Genomic DNA, 15,112 nt, shown 5'->3' on the forward strand with positions numbered 1-15,112 from the left:
GATTATGAGTGCCATCCGTTACGAACTGGGTTCAGATCAGATTCTGACCCTTACCATCGATATGCCGGGCCAGTCCGCAAATACGATGAATAATGCCTTCCGTGAAGCCCTTGAGGAGACCGTCAGCAAGGTTAAGGGCGACCTGGAAAACATTCGCGGCATTATCGTTACCTCGGCCAAAAAGACCTTTTTTGCCGGCGGCGACCTGAACGAGATACACAAAGTCACCCGTGACGATGCCCAGTTCTTTGAGGATATGGTCAACGGCATGAAGGCCCAGATGCGTGCGCTTGAAACCTGCGGCAAACCAGTCGTCGCAGCCATCAACGGCGCAGCGCTTGGTGGTGGTTTCGAAATCGCCCTCGCCTGTCACCATCGCGTAGTGCTGAATAACAACAGTATTCAGCTAGGGCTCCCGGAAGTAACCCTTGGTCTGCTGCCCGGCGGTGGTGGTACTCAGCGCCTGCCTCGCATGATTGGCCTTGAAGCGGCGTTCCCGCTTCTGATGGAAGGCAAAAAACTCCGTCCTTCTGCCGCCCTGAAAGCCGGCATTATTGACGAACTGGCCGAATCACCAGAAGACATGATGGCAAAGGCACGGGCGTTTATTGATGCAAACCCCAAGTGCCAGCAGCCCTGGGACAAAAAGGGCTTCAAGTTGCCAGGTGGTGCACCTCATCATCCGGCAATGGCGCAAAAGCTGGCCATTGCGCCCGCGATGCTCAAGCAGAAAACCAAAGGCTGTTACCCCGCACCTGAGCGCATTATGGCTGCAGCAGTTGAAGGCGCCCAAGTGGATTTTGATAACGGCAGCCTGATTGAGACCCGTTATTTTGCAGAACTGGTAATCGGCCAGGTCGCCAAGAACATGACTGGCACCTTCTGGTTCCAGCTGAACGATATCAACGCAGGTGGAAGCCGCCCGAAAGGTGTAGAGAAAGAAACCTTCAAAAAAGTGGGTGTACTGGGTGCCGGCATGATGGGAGCCGGCATCGCCTACTCCACCGCTAACCGTGGCGTAGAGGTTGTTCTAAAAGACGTTTCTCAGGAAAGCGCAGATAAAGGAAAAAGTTACTCGGAAAACCTGCTGGCGAAACAAGTCAGCCGCGGCCGCATGACCGAAGAGAAGAAAGCGGAAATTCTGGGCCGCATCAAGGCCACTGATTCTGCTGCAGACCTGGAAGGTTGCGACCTGGTGATCGAAGCTGTATTCGAAGACAGCGATCTGAAAGCCACGGTTACAGCCGAAGCTGAGCCTAAGCTGGTCAACAATGGTATTTTTGCCTCCAATACATCGACCATTCCAATTACCCAACTGGCAGAGGCTTCCGCCAAGCCGGAAAACTTCATCGGGCTGCATTTTTTCTCACCCGTCGACAAAATGATGCTTGTAGAGATCATCGTGGGCGAAAAAACTTCAGACGAGACACTCGCGCGAGCGTTCGATTACGTTCAGCAAATCGGCAAGATTCCGGTGGTTGTGAACGACAGCCGCGGTTTCTTCACATCCCGGGTTTTCGGCACCTTTGTAAATGAAGGTATCAGCATGTTGGCCGAGGGAATCCACCCTTCCAGCATCGACAATGCCGGTTTGCTGGCAGGTATGCCCGTAGGGCCGCTGACTATCTCCGATGAAGTCAGCCTGACTCTGATGCAGCACATCCGCAGCCAGAGCAAAAAGGATCTGGAAGCAGCCGGTGGCACCTGGCAACCACACCCGGCAGAAGCGATCATCGACCAGATGGTTAACGATCACGGGCGCAAGGGTAAGGCTGCCGGTGCCGGTTTCTACGAGTACCCGGCGAAAGGCAAAAAATACCTGTGGCCAGAGCTTGAAACACTCTATGTAGACGCCGAAAAAGCCCCCACTGTAAAACTGCAGGAGCTGAAAGACCGGATATTGTTTATTCAGGCTATTGAGACCATTCGCTGCCTCGAGGAAGGCGTGTTGCGGACCGTCGAAGATGCCAATATTGGCAGCATCTTCGGGATTGGCTACGCACCCTGGACGGGTGGAGCCGTACAATTTGTTAACCAGTATGGTGTGAAAGCATTTGCTGAGCGTGCAACAGAGCTGGCTGCAGCCTACGGCGAGCGTTTCGCGCCACCGGCTCTGCTGCTGGAGCACGCGGAAACGGAAAAACCGTTCAGCTGAGTCGTCTGAAAGGCGGGGGGCATGCCCTCCGCCAAACCAACCCTAAACAGCTGATACTGAACATATCTGCAGTAAAAACCTACCGGGCTCATGGACAGATTGTCACGAACCGATACGTCATGCCTATAGCAACGGGTGTAGCCCTTGCCTACAATAAATCCAACAGTCCACGGGTTAACCAGCTAAAGATATATCTGCAGGAACCCAGCATCATCAGGTATGCCAATATGACCATCGCGGAAAAAACATCTGTCCGTCGCCCGCCACTTAAAGCTGGCCGGATAGGCGTATGCAAAGCGCTTACCGCTGCCCTGCTTCTTGCAGCCCCGTTCGGATTACAGGCGAAAGTGGTCGAGCCAGAGGCGTATACACCGGTTGCGCCTACGATTGACCAGGCCCGCGCAAATATTCTTATCGCCAGGCAACTGCAGTTTACCCACTTCCGCGACCTGGGCATCAGCGACAAACTTTCCGGCGATGTATTCGATGCCTACCTGAATTATCTTGATGGTCAGCGGGTTTACCTGACTGGCAGCGACATTCAGGCACTCGACCGAGTCCGCAGCCGGCTGGGATCTGCCCTTAAAACCGGCCAGCTACAGCCCGGATTCGATATCTATAACCTCGTCCAGCAACGTGTTATCGAGCGGCTTCAGTTTGCGCTGGAAACGATCGACGATGGCATCGGGAACCTGGATTTCAACACCAATGAAAGTATTCTGCTTGACCGTTCTGAAGCCGAATGGGAGCCAGACCAGAGGGCGCTTGATGAACTCTGGGTAAAGCGCATCAAAAATGCGGTGCTTGCGCAACGGCTCAATGGCACCGACGATGAGGCCATCACCGATAGCCTGAAGCGTCGATATGAAGGTCAGCTCAAACGCGCCTATCAGGCTCGGAGCGAAGATGCTTTCCAAGCTTACATGAACGCCTTTACCGGCATGTGGGACCCACATACTTCCTACTTTTCGCCGCGCACCTCTGAGAATTTCAATATCAACATGAGCCTTTCACTTGAAGGCATTGGTGCAGTTCTGCAGGCAGATAACGAGTACACCAAAGTCGTCCGACTGGTGCCCGGCGGTCCTGCATCCAAGCAAGGCCAACTTCAGCCCGCAGACAGAATCGTGTCGGTTATGCAGGAAGACGAAAAACCGGTCAACGTGATCGGCTGGCGCCTTGATGAGGTGGTTGACCTTATTCGCGGCCCACGGAACTCTGTGGTTACGCTGGAAGTGGTTCCGGCCAGTTCGACGGATGAAACCCTTACCAAATCCATTGCCATCAGCCGCGACGAGGTCAAACTGGAAGAGCAAAGCGCCAGCAAAGACAGCATCGAGCTTGAGCGCAATGGCGAGAAATACACCGTTGGCGTGATTACCATACCCACCTTCTACGCGGATTTTCGCGCCATGCAGGCCGGAGACCCCAATTACAAGAGCACTACCCGCGATGTCCGGAAACTGATTGCGGAGCTTCAGGAAGACGGCGTGGATGGTCTGGTTATGGATCTGCGCAATAACGGCGGCGGCGCGCTGCATGAAGCCAACGATCTGGTCGGCCTGTTTATCGATACGGGCCCCACCGTGCAGATTCGCAATTCGAGCAACGAGGTCCAGGTTCTAAATGACGACGACGCATCGGTCGCCTATGACGGCCCTTTGGTCGTGCTCACAAATCGCATGAGTGCTTCGGCGTCAGAGATTTTTGCCGGCGCCATCCAGGACTATGGCCGCGGTCTGGTGGTAGGTTCGCAGACGTTTGGTAAAGGTACAGTTCAGGCCGTTCGGCCGCTCAACCACGGCCAGCTCAAAATCACCCAGTCGAAGTTCTACCGGGTGTCCGGGGGCTCAACCCAGCACAAAGGTGTGATTCCGGATATCGAGATTCCTTCGCGTATCGATAAAACCCGTATCGGAGAGGATGCGCTGGATCATGCCCTGCCCTGGGATCAGATCGACGCCGTACCTCACACCCGGTATTTTGATTACAGCGGCATTATCGACGAACTCCGTAAACGTCACGATGATCGGTTTGCCAGCAGCCCGGAGTTCAGCCTCCTTCAGCAGGAAATCAATTTCCTCAAAGAGCAGCGGCAGAGAGATACCGTGAGCCTCAACCTGAGCGAGCGCACTGCCGAGCAGGAACAGATCGAACGCACCCGCCTGACCATTGCCAATGCACGTCGGGAACTGCGCGGCGAGGAGCTTTTCAAGACTCTGGATGAGCTTGAGGACTGGCAGGATCTTCAGGCGGCTGATCTGGATACTACGGATGAAGAGCTGGATTTTGTGATTCGCGAAGGTGGCCACATCATGGCTGATATGCTGGAACTGGATAACCGCATGGCGTCCATTCTTTCGCCACAGCAGTTTGCGGCTCAGGCTGAAGCGCGGTAATGGGCGAGAAAAACGTCAAGCAGGTCAACAAAGACCAGGAAAGCCAGAACAAGGCACGTGCCCTGCAAGACATGCTGCTGGATGCGCTTCATGCCATGCGTTCGCTGGAAGAAGTTGACGGTCTACGCAAACCGACAGCGTCGGAAAAAGCACCAGAAGGCATCATTGACCGGCTGGCAAGCCTGACCGGTTCGGCATTCCGGCTGGGAGCGCGTGCCACAGACACGTCCTTGCGTGTAGGCAAGGCGCTGATCAACTCACAGGATCAGCTCCGGGCCATGCTGGCGGCGGGCCAATCCCTGAAGGACATTCGGGAGGTTGCAGGGTTAACGCTGTCGGAAATGAGTGACGCCCTCGATCTCCGCGACAAGTCTGTACTGGAAGCCATCGAAAACGGCACTACTACCCTTTCTTTTGAGCTGATTCTCCGCCTGACTGCCCTGATCGCGCGGAACGATCCCATTCCGTTCATCATGCGCACCACCCGGAATTACAACCCCGAAGTCTGGCAAATCCTGAATGACTGGGGCATAGCCAGGGTACCCTTGCAGTTCGAGCGGGAACGGGAATTCATCAACATTTTCCGCCGCCACGATTCTGCGAGAACGCTTTCAGATGAAGGCTTCCGCAAAGTGCTGGAGTTCACCCGACAGAGTTTTGAAATGTCACTGCACTTCGTGGAAGACCAGGAAAAGCAGGTAACGGAACTGCGTGCCAGCTTTGAAGAGCAACAAAAAGCGCTGCCGGACAACAAAGCTTCCACCGACAAAAAACCATCACCCAAATAATGCGTGCATCCCGGTAATACCCGGGTTCTGCACCACCCCCTTCTCAGTAACAATCAGATCGATCAGGCTTGCAGGTGTTACGTCGAAAACCGGATTGAATACCGTTACACCTTCCGGCGCCAATGGAATACCGCGTATCTCCCGAACTTCTGTGCCTTCACGCTCCTCAATGGGAATATCCGCACCTGACTGCAGTGACATATCCACGGTGCTGGAGGGGGCAACAACCATAAACCCGACTTTGTGATAACGGGCCAGAACGGCAAGGCTGTAGGTGCCAATCTTGTTGGCCACATCGCCATTGGCGGTAATCCGGTCGGCACCCACGATAACCCACCGAACCTCACCTGCTGCAAGAATAGCCGCCGCCGCGCCATCGGCATTCAGAGTCACCGGAATACCGTCCCGCACCAGTTCCCAGGCGGTAAGACGGCTGCCCTGGAGCCAGGGCCGGGTTTCATCCGCATAAACCTGCTTCAGCAGCTTTCTCTCATGCAGACGGCGAATCACACCCAGCGCTGTGCCGTAGCCACCTGTCGCGAGCGCGCCTGTGTTGCAATGCGTCAGAACGGAGATCGGAGTGTCACACCCGGATTCTGCTGAGAGCCCCATTGCCTCAAGGGCGTGATCTGCCATTGCCAGGTTGGCCGCAAGATCCTCCTGATGAATGGTAACAGCCTCATCTTCCAGCCGTATCTGCGCGTCACTGAGAGCGCCACAGTCATCGAACACTCGCTCCATTCGCTGCAAGGCCCAGAACAGGTTCACTGCCGTTGGTCTTGAGACGGACAACTCACGGATGGCCTGTTTGATTTCAGTTTGCCAGTCTCCGCCTCCCGCATGCCGGGCAGCAAGGGCAACACCGTAGGCGGCGCTGATACCGATGGCCGGGGCACCGCGTACCACCATATCCTGAATGCATTGTGCAACGCTGGATGCGCCCTCCAGGGTTATCCAGTGCTCCTGAGCGGGCAACAGACGCTGGTCCAGCAATTCGAGACTGGTACCGTGCCACCGGATAGCAACCGTACCTGAAGCGCGGGGACCAGATGAAGGGGTATGTAAAGAACGGGATTCTTTGGAATTATTCATCGCAGGGCTCCGCTTTCATAACGCTGAAAACGGGCAGTATAACGGTTATACTTCGGTGCTACATTCCATTGCCCGGCGGGTCTGCGCACTTTTTTTGTGCTAAATCGCCTCTTCGCCGGCACTGCAAGGCAGAGTTAATGACGGCAGATACCATCACTGCAGCCGATATTCGCATCAACGCCCGCTGGCTGATTCCGATTGAACCGTGCGGAGTTGTGCTTGAGCATCAGGCCGTTATCATCCAGGGCACCCGAATTGCGGCGGTTTTACCCGTGGCAGACGCGGACCGCAAGTTCCGCACCCGGGAAACAATTGACCTGCCCCACCATGTGGTTATGCCCGGGCTGATCAACATGCATGGGCACGCGGCTATGGCACTGTTCCGCGGCATGGCGGATGACCTGCCCTTGATGACCTGGTTGAACGATCATATCTGGCCGGCAGAAGGTCGCTTTATCAGCGAGCAGTTTATTGCCGACGGCACCCAACTGGCCATGGCAGAAATGCTGAGAACCGGCACAACGACTTTCTCGGATATGTATTTTTTCCCGGAGATCGTGGCCCAAAGCGCTTACGATACCGGCATGCGCGCGCAGATCTGCTTTCCCCTGCTGGATTTTCCGACGGTATGGGGCTCCGGGCCAGACGAATATCTTAGTAAGGGCGAGTCGCTGATCGAGGCCTGGAAAGGCGACGACTATATAATGCCCGCAATTGGCCCACATGCACCCTACACAGTATCTGACGGCCCCCTGGCTGAAGCTGTCGCGCTTTCAGAAAGAACAGGCGCCCGTATCCAGATCCATCTGCATGAAACAGAATTTGAAGTAGCAGAGGCCCTGGAAAAGCAGGGGAAACGTCCTGCAGAACGGCTTGCGAAGCTTGGCGTTCTTGGCACCAGAACCCAATGCGTTCACATGACCCAGATCAGTGACTCAGACATTGCCCTGCTTACGGACACTGGCGCACACGTTATCCATTGCCCAGAATCCAACCTCAAGCTCGCCAGCGGTCTTTGCCCTGCCCACAAGCTTATGGAGCACGGTATTAATCTCGCAATAGGAACCGACGGTGCAGCGAGCAACAACGACCTGGATCTGTTCGGCGAAATTCGCACCGCAGCAATGGTTGCCAAAGTCGTTGCCAATGATGCCGCAGCGCTCTCAGCACACAAGGCACTTCAGGTGGCGACGCTCAATGGCGCCAGGGCTCTGGGCCGGGAAGATGAACTCGGCTCACTGGTTGCCGGCAAGCTGGCCGACATTATCGCTGTCGATCTTAGCGATCCTTTTATTCAGCCGGTTTACGATCCGGCCTCTCATCTTGTTTACAGCAATCATGGCCGCGCAGTAACCCATAGCTGGATTAACGGCGTACCTCAGGTACAGGAAGGGAAACTGACACGCATAGATGTTCCGGACCTTATGCTTCGCGTTGAGGACTGGGCAAGGCAAATCCGCCAGCAGCAGGCTGACTAACCGAATTCCGACCGATTGATCAGGCAGAACGCAACATGACAAACCAGAACGTTGACCGTAACGAAATCGCCAAATTTGAAGCCCTGGCCAGCCGTTGGTGGGACCCCACCAGCGAGTTCAAGCCGCTGCACGATATTAACCCGTTGCGCCTGAATTATATTGACGAGCGTGTGCCCCTCGCCGGTAAGCGGGTGGCGGACATAGGCTGTGGCGGCGGATTGCTTTCCGAGGGCATGGCACTGCGTGGTGCTCATGTAACCGGCATAGATATGGGTGAAGCACCTCTGGCCGTAGCACGGTTGCATGGAATGGAAAGCGGGATCAAGGTGGACTACCGGCAAATCACCGTTGAAGAACTGGCCCGCGACCCCGAGCATGTGGGCCAGTATGATGCCGTTACCTGCCTCGAAATGCTGGAACATGTGCCTGACCCGGCTTCTGTTATCAACGCTTGTTCGGCACTGCTCAAACCCGGCGGGCACCTGTTTGTTTCTACCATCAATCGCAACCCCAAATCCTTCCTGTTTGCGATTATTGGTGCAGAATACGTTCTGAACATGCTTCCCAAGGGTACGCATGAATGGAAGAAATTTATCCGGCCATCGGAAATGTCCGACTATCTGCGCCACGCCGATCTGGACGTACGCGAACTGACTGGCATGACATATAACCCCATTACCCGCTCCTATAAACTGGGCCGGGACGTGGATGTAAACTACCTCATGCACGCACGGGATATTCGTGAAAGCTGAACAGCCCTCAACCGTTCTGTTCGATCTGGATGGCACATTGATCGACACAGCGCCGGATTTTATACGCTGCCTTAATGACCTGCGCCAGCAACACGGGCTCCCGGCGCTTCCGGCCGATCACATACGCCGATCCGTCTCCAACGGTGCCAGAGCCATGGTGCGTGTGGGTTTTGGTCTCGAGCCCGAGCACCCGGATTATCTTGAAAAACACACCGCCTTTCTGAATCTGTACGAGGCAGGCGTTGCGGTTGAAACCCGTCTGTTTGACGGCATGGATACCCTGCTCCGGTCGCTGGAGCTCCGCGGGATACCCTGGGGCATCGTGACCAACAAACCGGTACGCTTTGCTGCCCCGCTGGTTCAGGCGCTTGGCTTGGCAGAGCGCTGCGCGTCGCTGGTCTGCCCGGATCATGTTACCGATCGAAAACCACACCCGGAGGCCCTGTTTCTCGCCTGCAGGCAAATCGGCGCAGATCCGGCCCAAGCGGTATATGTAGGCGATCATGAACGGGATATCGAGGCCGGCCGCAATGCGCACATGAAAACCATTGCCGTGCGCTATGGCTATATCGAAGAGCCTGAGACGGTTGATCTATGGCAAGCAGACATCATCGCCGACACCGTCAACGATCTCGCAAAGCTGCTACAATAACGCGCTTCCGAAACGGACCAACTTTGACACACTCTGATAAACCCATGCCGGGCACGGAGACAGGTTATGCAAGATTACCAGGCACCCGCTGATCTTTTGAAAGACCGCATCATACTGGTGACCGGTGCGGGCAGCGGAATCGGCCGCACCGCAGCAAAAACCTACGCCGCCCACGGGGCCACTGTTATTCTTGTGGGGCGCACCGTGAGCAAGCTGGAGTCGGTCTACGATGAAATCGAAGCTGATGGACACCCCAAGCCGGCTATAGTGCCGATGAACTTCGAAGGTGCCGCAGTAAAAGACTACGAAGAACTGGCCATGACGCTGGAAGACAACTTCGGCAAGCTCGATGGCTTGCTGCACAACGCCGGTATTCTGGGCGATCGCAGCCCGATAGAAATGTATGACCCGGAAATCTGGAACAAGGTCATGCATGTGAACGCAACGGCGCCGTTCCTGCTGAGCCGGGCAATGATACCCCTGCTGCGCAAATCTGACGCAGCCTCGGTTATCTTCACGTCTTCCGGTGTTGGCCGTAAGGCAAAGGCTTACTGGGGTGCCTATGCAGTATCCAAGTTCGCCGTGGAAGGCCTGAGCGAACTACTGGCCGATGAGCTCGACGACAAACATCACAACGTACGTGTAAACAGCCTGAATCCCGGCGCGACCAGAACGAATATGCGAGCCCACGCCTACCCGGCAGAAAACCCGCAGCAGAATCCGGCACCGGAAGAGCTGATGCCCATCTATCTCTACTTGATGGGCAGTGACAGCGCCGGCGTAAACGGCCAGAAACTGGACGCCCAACCGAAATAATGGAACTGCTTTTTTATACGACGTCCCAGTGCCATCTCTGTGAGCTCGCCGAGGCCCTGCTGGTGAGCACGCCCATGCCGGTTCCGATACCGGTTGATGTCGTGGATATCGCCCAATCGGAAGAGCTGGTGCAGCGTTACGGCACGCGCATTCCTGTGCTCCGGCGCAACGATAGCGGGCATGAACTTGACTGGCCATTTACCCGGGAACAGTTACTCACGTTTCTGCAATGAGGAATTATCTGACATGTTGATGGTTATCTCACCCGCCAAAACCCTCGACTACGAGAGCCCACTGGCAACGGAAACCTATACCCAGCCGGACTTTCTGGACGATGCCTGCGAGCTGATTGATCAGCTTAAAGAGCTGGAGCCCCACCAGGTCAGCAACCTGATGAGCATCAGCGACAAGCTGGGCCAATTGAACGCCGAACGTTTTCAAAGCTGGCACACGCCCTTTTCTCCAAAGAATGCCCGACAGGCGGTTCTGGCATTCAAGGGTGATGTCTATACAGGGCTGGATGCAGAAAGCTTCAGCGAGCAGGATTTCAATTTTGCGCAGAAGCATCTGCGCATGCTGTCCGGCCTCTATGGCATTCTCAAACCCCTCGACTTGATGCAGGCTTACCGGCTGGAAATGGGCACGAAGTTCGAGAACACACGCGGCAAAGATCTCTACGCGTTTTGGGGCGACCGGCTCACCGGGGAAATAAATCGCCTGCTCAAGAGCGATGACGAAGTGCTGGTAAACCTGGCTTCGAACGAATACTTCAAAAGCTTAAAGAAGAAAGACCTTGAAGGACGGCTGATTACTCCCCAATTCAAGGATTGGAAGAACGGTCAGTACAAGATGATCAGCTTCTACGCCAAAAAGGCCCGGGGCCTTATGTGCCGCCACGCCATCCTTAATCGCATTACCGACGCAAACGACCTCAAAGGTTTTGACCTTGATGGTTACTATTTCAGCGAAGACCAATCCGATAAAAATAACTGGGTTTTCCTGCGAGATGAACACTAACCCAGTTTAAATTCGGAGCAAATCATGAACGAAGCAGTTTTTTCCCAGATCGCCATGCTGGTGTTTCTGACAGGCCTTATTGGCTGGATGGGTTTCATTGTTTGGGACCTGGCCAAAAAATCACAGGCCGGAATGTTTGGTACCATCGCCCTGTTCACAGTGCTGGGGGCAGGCGTGTTCGGATTTATCGTCAAAACAGTGCTCGTAGAAGTCATCCAAATATGAAAGACAAGGATCAAGCCTGATGTGGTTTCGCAATGCCCGAGTTTTCCGTTTTACCAAACCGTTTGATATCTCTGCTGAAGAGCTGGAAGAAAAGCTCAGCGGCGATGCATTCAAGCCCTGCGGCCCACAAGAAACTACTCGCCAGGGTTGGGTTCCGCCTCTTGGCAAGCACGGTGAACAGCTTGTTCACAGCGCCAACGGCTATCACCTGATCGCTTTGCGCAAGGAAGAGAAAATTCTGCCGGGGCCAGTGATCAAAGACGCAGTGGAAGACAAGGCTGAAGCCATCGAAATAGAGCAAGGCCGTAAGGTTCGTCGCAAAGAAAAAGACGAGATCAAAGAGCAGGTCATGCTGGAAATGCTGCCCCAGGCATTTTCGCGGAATCGCCGCTGCTTTGCTTATCTGGCGCCGCAGGACGGTGTTCTGGTGGTGGACGCGGGCTCTGCAAAACAGGCGGAAGACCTGGCTTCAACCCTGCGCAAAAGCCTTGGCTCCCTGCCTGTTCGGCCGCCCGTGGTAGAACAGGCTCCGGCGTTCACTTTTACTGGCTGGCTGAACGAAACGATCGATCTCCCAAGCGCCGTGGTGCTTGGTAACGAATGTGAACTGAAAGATCCATCCGAAGACGGCGGCGTCGTTCGTTGCAAAGGGCTGGATCTGAAAGCAGATGAAATCCGCAATCACCTGGAAGCGGGCATGCAGGTCACGAAGCTCGCCGTAACCTGGGACGAAAACGTGTCCTTTATCCTGGATGAAGAACTGGGCATTCGCCGGTTGAAGTTTGGAGACACGCTTCAGGATCAGCTTGATGACGTAGATGTGGATGATGCTGCCGCAAAATTTGATGCGGCCTTCACCCTGATGACTCTGGAATTGTCGAAACTGATTCCGGGATTGCTGGAAGCCATGGGCGGTGAAGACCGTTCAGCAATCTTAGAAGAGTAATCTCGCAGGCACATGAGCGCCGCTGGCGCCTTTCACCGAAAGGCCTCAGTGGGCGCTCTTACCCAACCGCTCCTTCTGCCAGTCTTTTTCCGGCTCGTTCAGTACCAGCCGCAAATCCATCACCTCTTCCTCAACGTTATACTTGACCTCAAAGCCCATATGCTCGGCAAGCTGCAGCATCGGGCGGTTATCTGCCAGAACATTGCCCACCATTTCCACCGTGCCGCGAGCGCGACAGTAATCGATCATTTTCTGCATCAAGGCAACACCGAGCCCTTCGCCTTTCATTTTATCGTGAACCATCACCGCAAACTCGCACTGCAAGTTGTCTGCATCTGTCCAGGTTCTTACGGTGCCCAGAGTTTCATCACCTTCACCGTCCTCTCTCGGCGCATTGGCGATGAAGACCATTTCCCGGTCGTAGTCGATCTGCACCATCTGCGCGACGTCTTCCCGGGAGAAATGCTTTCGGTACTGAAAGAAGCGGTAGCGTATAGATTCCGGCGATTGCAGCTCATGGAAAACACGGTGTGATGGCTCATCCTCTGCAAGAGCCGGGCGGATAACCACCCGACGACCGGACTTGGGCAGCACCAGCCACTCCTCAAGCTCTCTCGGATATGGCTGAATAATCGGCCGGCCTGGCGTTTCAGAAAGATTGATGGCCACACTAACGGCTACCGCACCCTGATCATTGAACAACAGCGGAGAGATTTCCAGGCCGCGAATCTCAGGAATATCGATCACAATCTGAGAAAGCGTAACCAGTGTTTCCGAGACTGCCCGTATATCCACTTCCGGCTTAAGGCTATGTTCCCGGAGCAGTTTGTACATATAGGTACGGCGCAGCAACTCCCGGGCAAGAACCATATTCAGCGGCGGCAACGCAATCTGCCGGTCTGTAATCACATTGATATGAGCACCTGAAGCGCCACAGACTACCAGGGGGCCGAACTGTGCATCTCTGGTAATGCCAACGCTGAACTCAATGCCCCCTACATGTTGATAGGAGTGCTGCATGGCAAATCCAAGAAATCCACTGTCCGGGAAGTACTTCTGATATTCCTCCATAAGGAAACGACAGGCATCAATAATTTCCGCCTCAGTATTCAGCTTCTGCACCCTTCCCTTATAACGGCGCTGGGCAACACTCAGGGTCATGAACGGATGGCAGGCCCGTTCATGAACAATGGTCACGTCCACCGATCGGCGCTCTATGGAAAAAGCCTCAAGAACCTCTTCTACGTCGTCACAATAAATCGTCTCGATGGCTTTAATGCCGTAATCACGAACCAAATCCCGGGCTTCCCGGCTCGACAAGTGCTGGCGACCCGCGCGAAGCGCATTCATGACCACCCGTCGGGTTTTTGTGTGGTCTGAAAAATGGTCGGTAAAGGATTCTGGCGTTTCCGTCAGCAGGCGCTGGACTCGCTGGTGCCTTACATGCTGCATGAAAGCCACTACAGCCTTCTCGGGATTAAAGAACGAGGGTAGCCCGGCACGATAAAACTCCTCACGGGCTTCCATTACAGTGCTTTGCCCAAGCCAGCAGGTAAAGATATTGAGCCGCGTGCCCTTTGCAGCCTGCACAACAGCATCGGCAATCTGCAGGCTGTCTTCTGTCAGACTGGGCGCATACATTACGAGTACGTTAGCCACCTCGGGGTCTTTGGCCAGAATCTTGATTGCTTTTCCGTACAACTCCGGAGACGCATTATAGTTAAGGTCGATGGGGTTCTTGCGCGTCCAGTAACGTGGCAGTAACTCCGCCAGAGCCTTGATACTGGGCTCCGATAAGCTTGCGAGCTCGCCGCCCAGATCCGCCAACCGGTCAACAGCCAGTACGCCGGGACCCACACCATTGGCCATAATCGCAAGGGATTCCCTGCGCAGGGGGCGCATTCGAGTGAGCGTTTCCAGGGCATCAAACATCTGCCCTAGCCCATCGACCCTTAAAACACCCGCACGCTGAAGCATGGCATCGTATATGGGATCACTAAACCTGATGCCGTCAGGCAATTCGTGGGTCAACCACTCGGATTCCGGCACCCTTCCGGATTTTACGGCAATAACAGGCTTGGTTCTGGATGCCACCCGAACAGCCGACATAAAGCGCCGTGCATTTGGAATGTGTTCGATGTGCAACAGAATGGCGCGGGTCTGGGTATCCTGGGCAAGATAGTCAATCAAGTCATCGTGATCTATATCCATTCCATCGCCGAGCGTGAGGAAGTAAGAAAAGCCAACTCCGCGGGCAAACGCCCAGTCAATCACTGTACTGGCAATGGTACCTGACTGCCCTACAAACGCCACACGGCCAGGCAGGACGCCCATGTGCGCGTATGTGGCGTTCAGGCTTCTGGCCGGCACTATAAGGCCGATGGTATTGGGCCCCAAAACTCTGATACCGGTTTCCTTGGCCGCCTCCCGAACGGAATACATCAGAGGCTGATCGGTTTTACTGTGGGTACGAGACATACCGCCGGTCATAACAATCGCCGTGCGCACACCGGCCTCGCCCAGACGCCTTATGGTTTTGGCCACCGTATCCGGTGGCGTACAGAGAATGGCAAGATCCGGGGTAAACGTCATTTTTGATACTTTTTTGACGCAGGTTACGCCGTGTACGTTATCGTAATCATTCTGGTTAACCACCAGAAGCTTGCCCGGATAGCCGCCACCCATCAGGTTGCGCAACACCATACCGCCAAGGTTGTCTGACCTCTCCGACGCGCCTATCACCGCTATGGATGCAGGATTGAACAGACTTTCCAGGTACCGTGTGCTCAAGC

General features: G+C 54.9%; 13 protein-coding genes. 11 read left to right on the top strand and 2 right to left on the bottom strand.

Annotated features, from left to right (window positions below):
• Positions 1-4 precede the first annotated feature (4 nt).
• The 3 genes from ACN0RL_RS17835 to ACN0RL_RS17845 all read left to right on the top strand — a co-directional run bounded on the left by ACN0RL_RS17835 (position 5) and on the right by ACN0RL_RS17845 (position 5,342).
• Positions 5-2,155, top strand: coding sequence for a 3-hydroxyacyl-CoA dehydrogenase NAD-binding domain-containing protein (locus ACN0RL_RS17835; protein WP_417519241.1), 2,151 nt, complete (start codon positions 5-7; stop codon positions 2,153-2,155).
• A gap of 227 nt (positions 2,156-2,382) precedes the next feature.
• Positions 2,383-4,554 (top strand): carboxy terminal-processing peptidase, encoded by a 2,172-nt coding sequence (locus ACN0RL_RS17840; RefSeq protein WP_417519243.1) that lies wholly within the window; start codon positions 2,383-2,385, stop codon positions 4,552-4,554.
• Positions 4,554-5,342, top strand: a complete 789-nt coding sequence (locus ACN0RL_RS17845) for a helix-turn-helix domain-containing protein (protein ID WP_417519245.1) — start codon at positions 4,554-4,556, stop codon at positions 5,340-5,342. The genes ACN0RL_RS17840 and ACN0RL_RS17845 overlap by 1 nt, the downstream gene beginning before the upstream one ends.
• Here ACN0RL_RS17845 and mtnA read toward each other — a convergent pair.
• Positions 5,331-6,434, bottom strand: a complete 1,104-nt coding sequence (gene mtnA / locus ACN0RL_RS17850; protein WP_417519247.1) for an S-methyl-5-thioribose-1-phosphate isomerase — start codon at positions 6,432-6,434, stop codon at positions 5,331-5,333. The genes ACN0RL_RS17845 and mtnA overlap by 12 nt on opposite strands.
• Positions 6,435-6,571: 137 nt before the next feature.
• Between mtnA and ACN0RL_RS17855 the strand changes: the two genes are divergently transcribed.
• The 8 genes from ACN0RL_RS17855 (at position 6,572) to rdgC (ending at position 12,320) form a co-directional block, all read left to right on the top strand.
• The gene (locus ACN0RL_RS17855) at positions 6,572-7,912 is read left to right on the top strand and encodes a TRZ/ATZ family hydrolase (protein ID WP_417519249.1); all 1,341 of its coding nucleotides are present in this window, start codon (positions 6,572-6,574) and stop codon (positions 7,910-7,912) included.
• A gap of 35 nt (positions 7,913-7,947) precedes the next feature.
• A complete protein-coding gene (ubiG, locus tag ACN0RL_RS17860; RefSeq protein WP_417519251.1) occupies positions 7,948-8,664 on the top strand; it encodes a bifunctional 2-polyprenyl-6-hydroxyphenol methylase/3-demethylubiquinol 3-O-methyltransferase UbiG in 717 nt (238 codons plus the stop codon).
• Complete coding sequence (locus ACN0RL_RS17865) at positions 8,654-9,316, top strand: HAD family hydrolase (protein WP_417519253.1); 663 nt, start codon at positions 8,654-8,656, stop codon at positions 9,314-9,316. Before ubiG ends, ACN0RL_RS17865 begins: the two co-directional genes overlap by 11 nt.
• Before the next feature lie 66 nt (positions 9,317-9,382).
• The gene (locus ACN0RL_RS17870; RefSeq protein WP_417519255.1) at positions 9,383-10,132 is read left to right on the top strand and encodes a YciK family oxidoreductase; all 750 of its coding nucleotides are present in this window, start codon (positions 9,383-9,385) and stop codon (positions 10,130-10,132) included.
• On the top strand, positions 10,132-10,365 hold the full coding sequence (locus ACN0RL_RS17875) for a glutaredoxin family protein (protein ID WP_417519257.1): 234 nt from the start codon (positions 10,132-10,134) through the stop codon (positions 10,363-10,365). The genes ACN0RL_RS17870 and ACN0RL_RS17875 overlap by 1 nt, the downstream gene beginning before the upstream one ends.
• A gap of 13 nt (positions 10,366-10,378) precedes the next feature.
• Entirely contained in the window at positions 10,379-11,149 is a 771-nt protein-coding gene (yaaA, locus tag ACN0RL_RS17880; RefSeq protein ID WP_417519259.1) for a peroxide stress protein YaaA, read from the top strand.
• A gap of 24 nt (positions 11,150-11,173) precedes the next feature.
• Positions 11,174-11,374, top strand: a complete 201-nt coding sequence (locus ACN0RL_RS17885; RefSeq protein WP_417519261.1) for a DUF2788 domain-containing protein — start codon at positions 11,174-11,176, stop codon at positions 11,372-11,374.
• 19 nt (positions 11,375-11,393) lie between these two features.
• Complete coding sequence (rdgC, locus tag ACN0RL_RS17890) at positions 11,394-12,320, top strand: recombination-associated protein RdgC (protein WP_417519263.1); 927 nt, start codon at positions 11,394-11,396, stop codon at positions 12,318-12,320.
• A 45-nt stretch (positions 12,321-12,365) separates the two neighbouring features.
• On the opposite strand, the gene ACN0RL_RS17895 is transcribed toward rdgC, so the two are convergent.
• Complete coding sequence (locus ACN0RL_RS17895) at positions 12,366-15,110, bottom strand: GNAT family N-acetyltransferase (protein WP_417519265.1); 2,745 nt, start codon at positions 15,108-15,110, stop codon at positions 12,366-12,368.
• Positions 15,111-15,112: the final 2 nt, after the last annotated feature.

This window comes from Marinobacter sp. (genome assembly GCF_048259445.1).
GTDB lineage: Bacteria > Pseudomonadota > Gammaproteobacteria > Pseudomonadales > Oleiphilaceae > Marinobacter.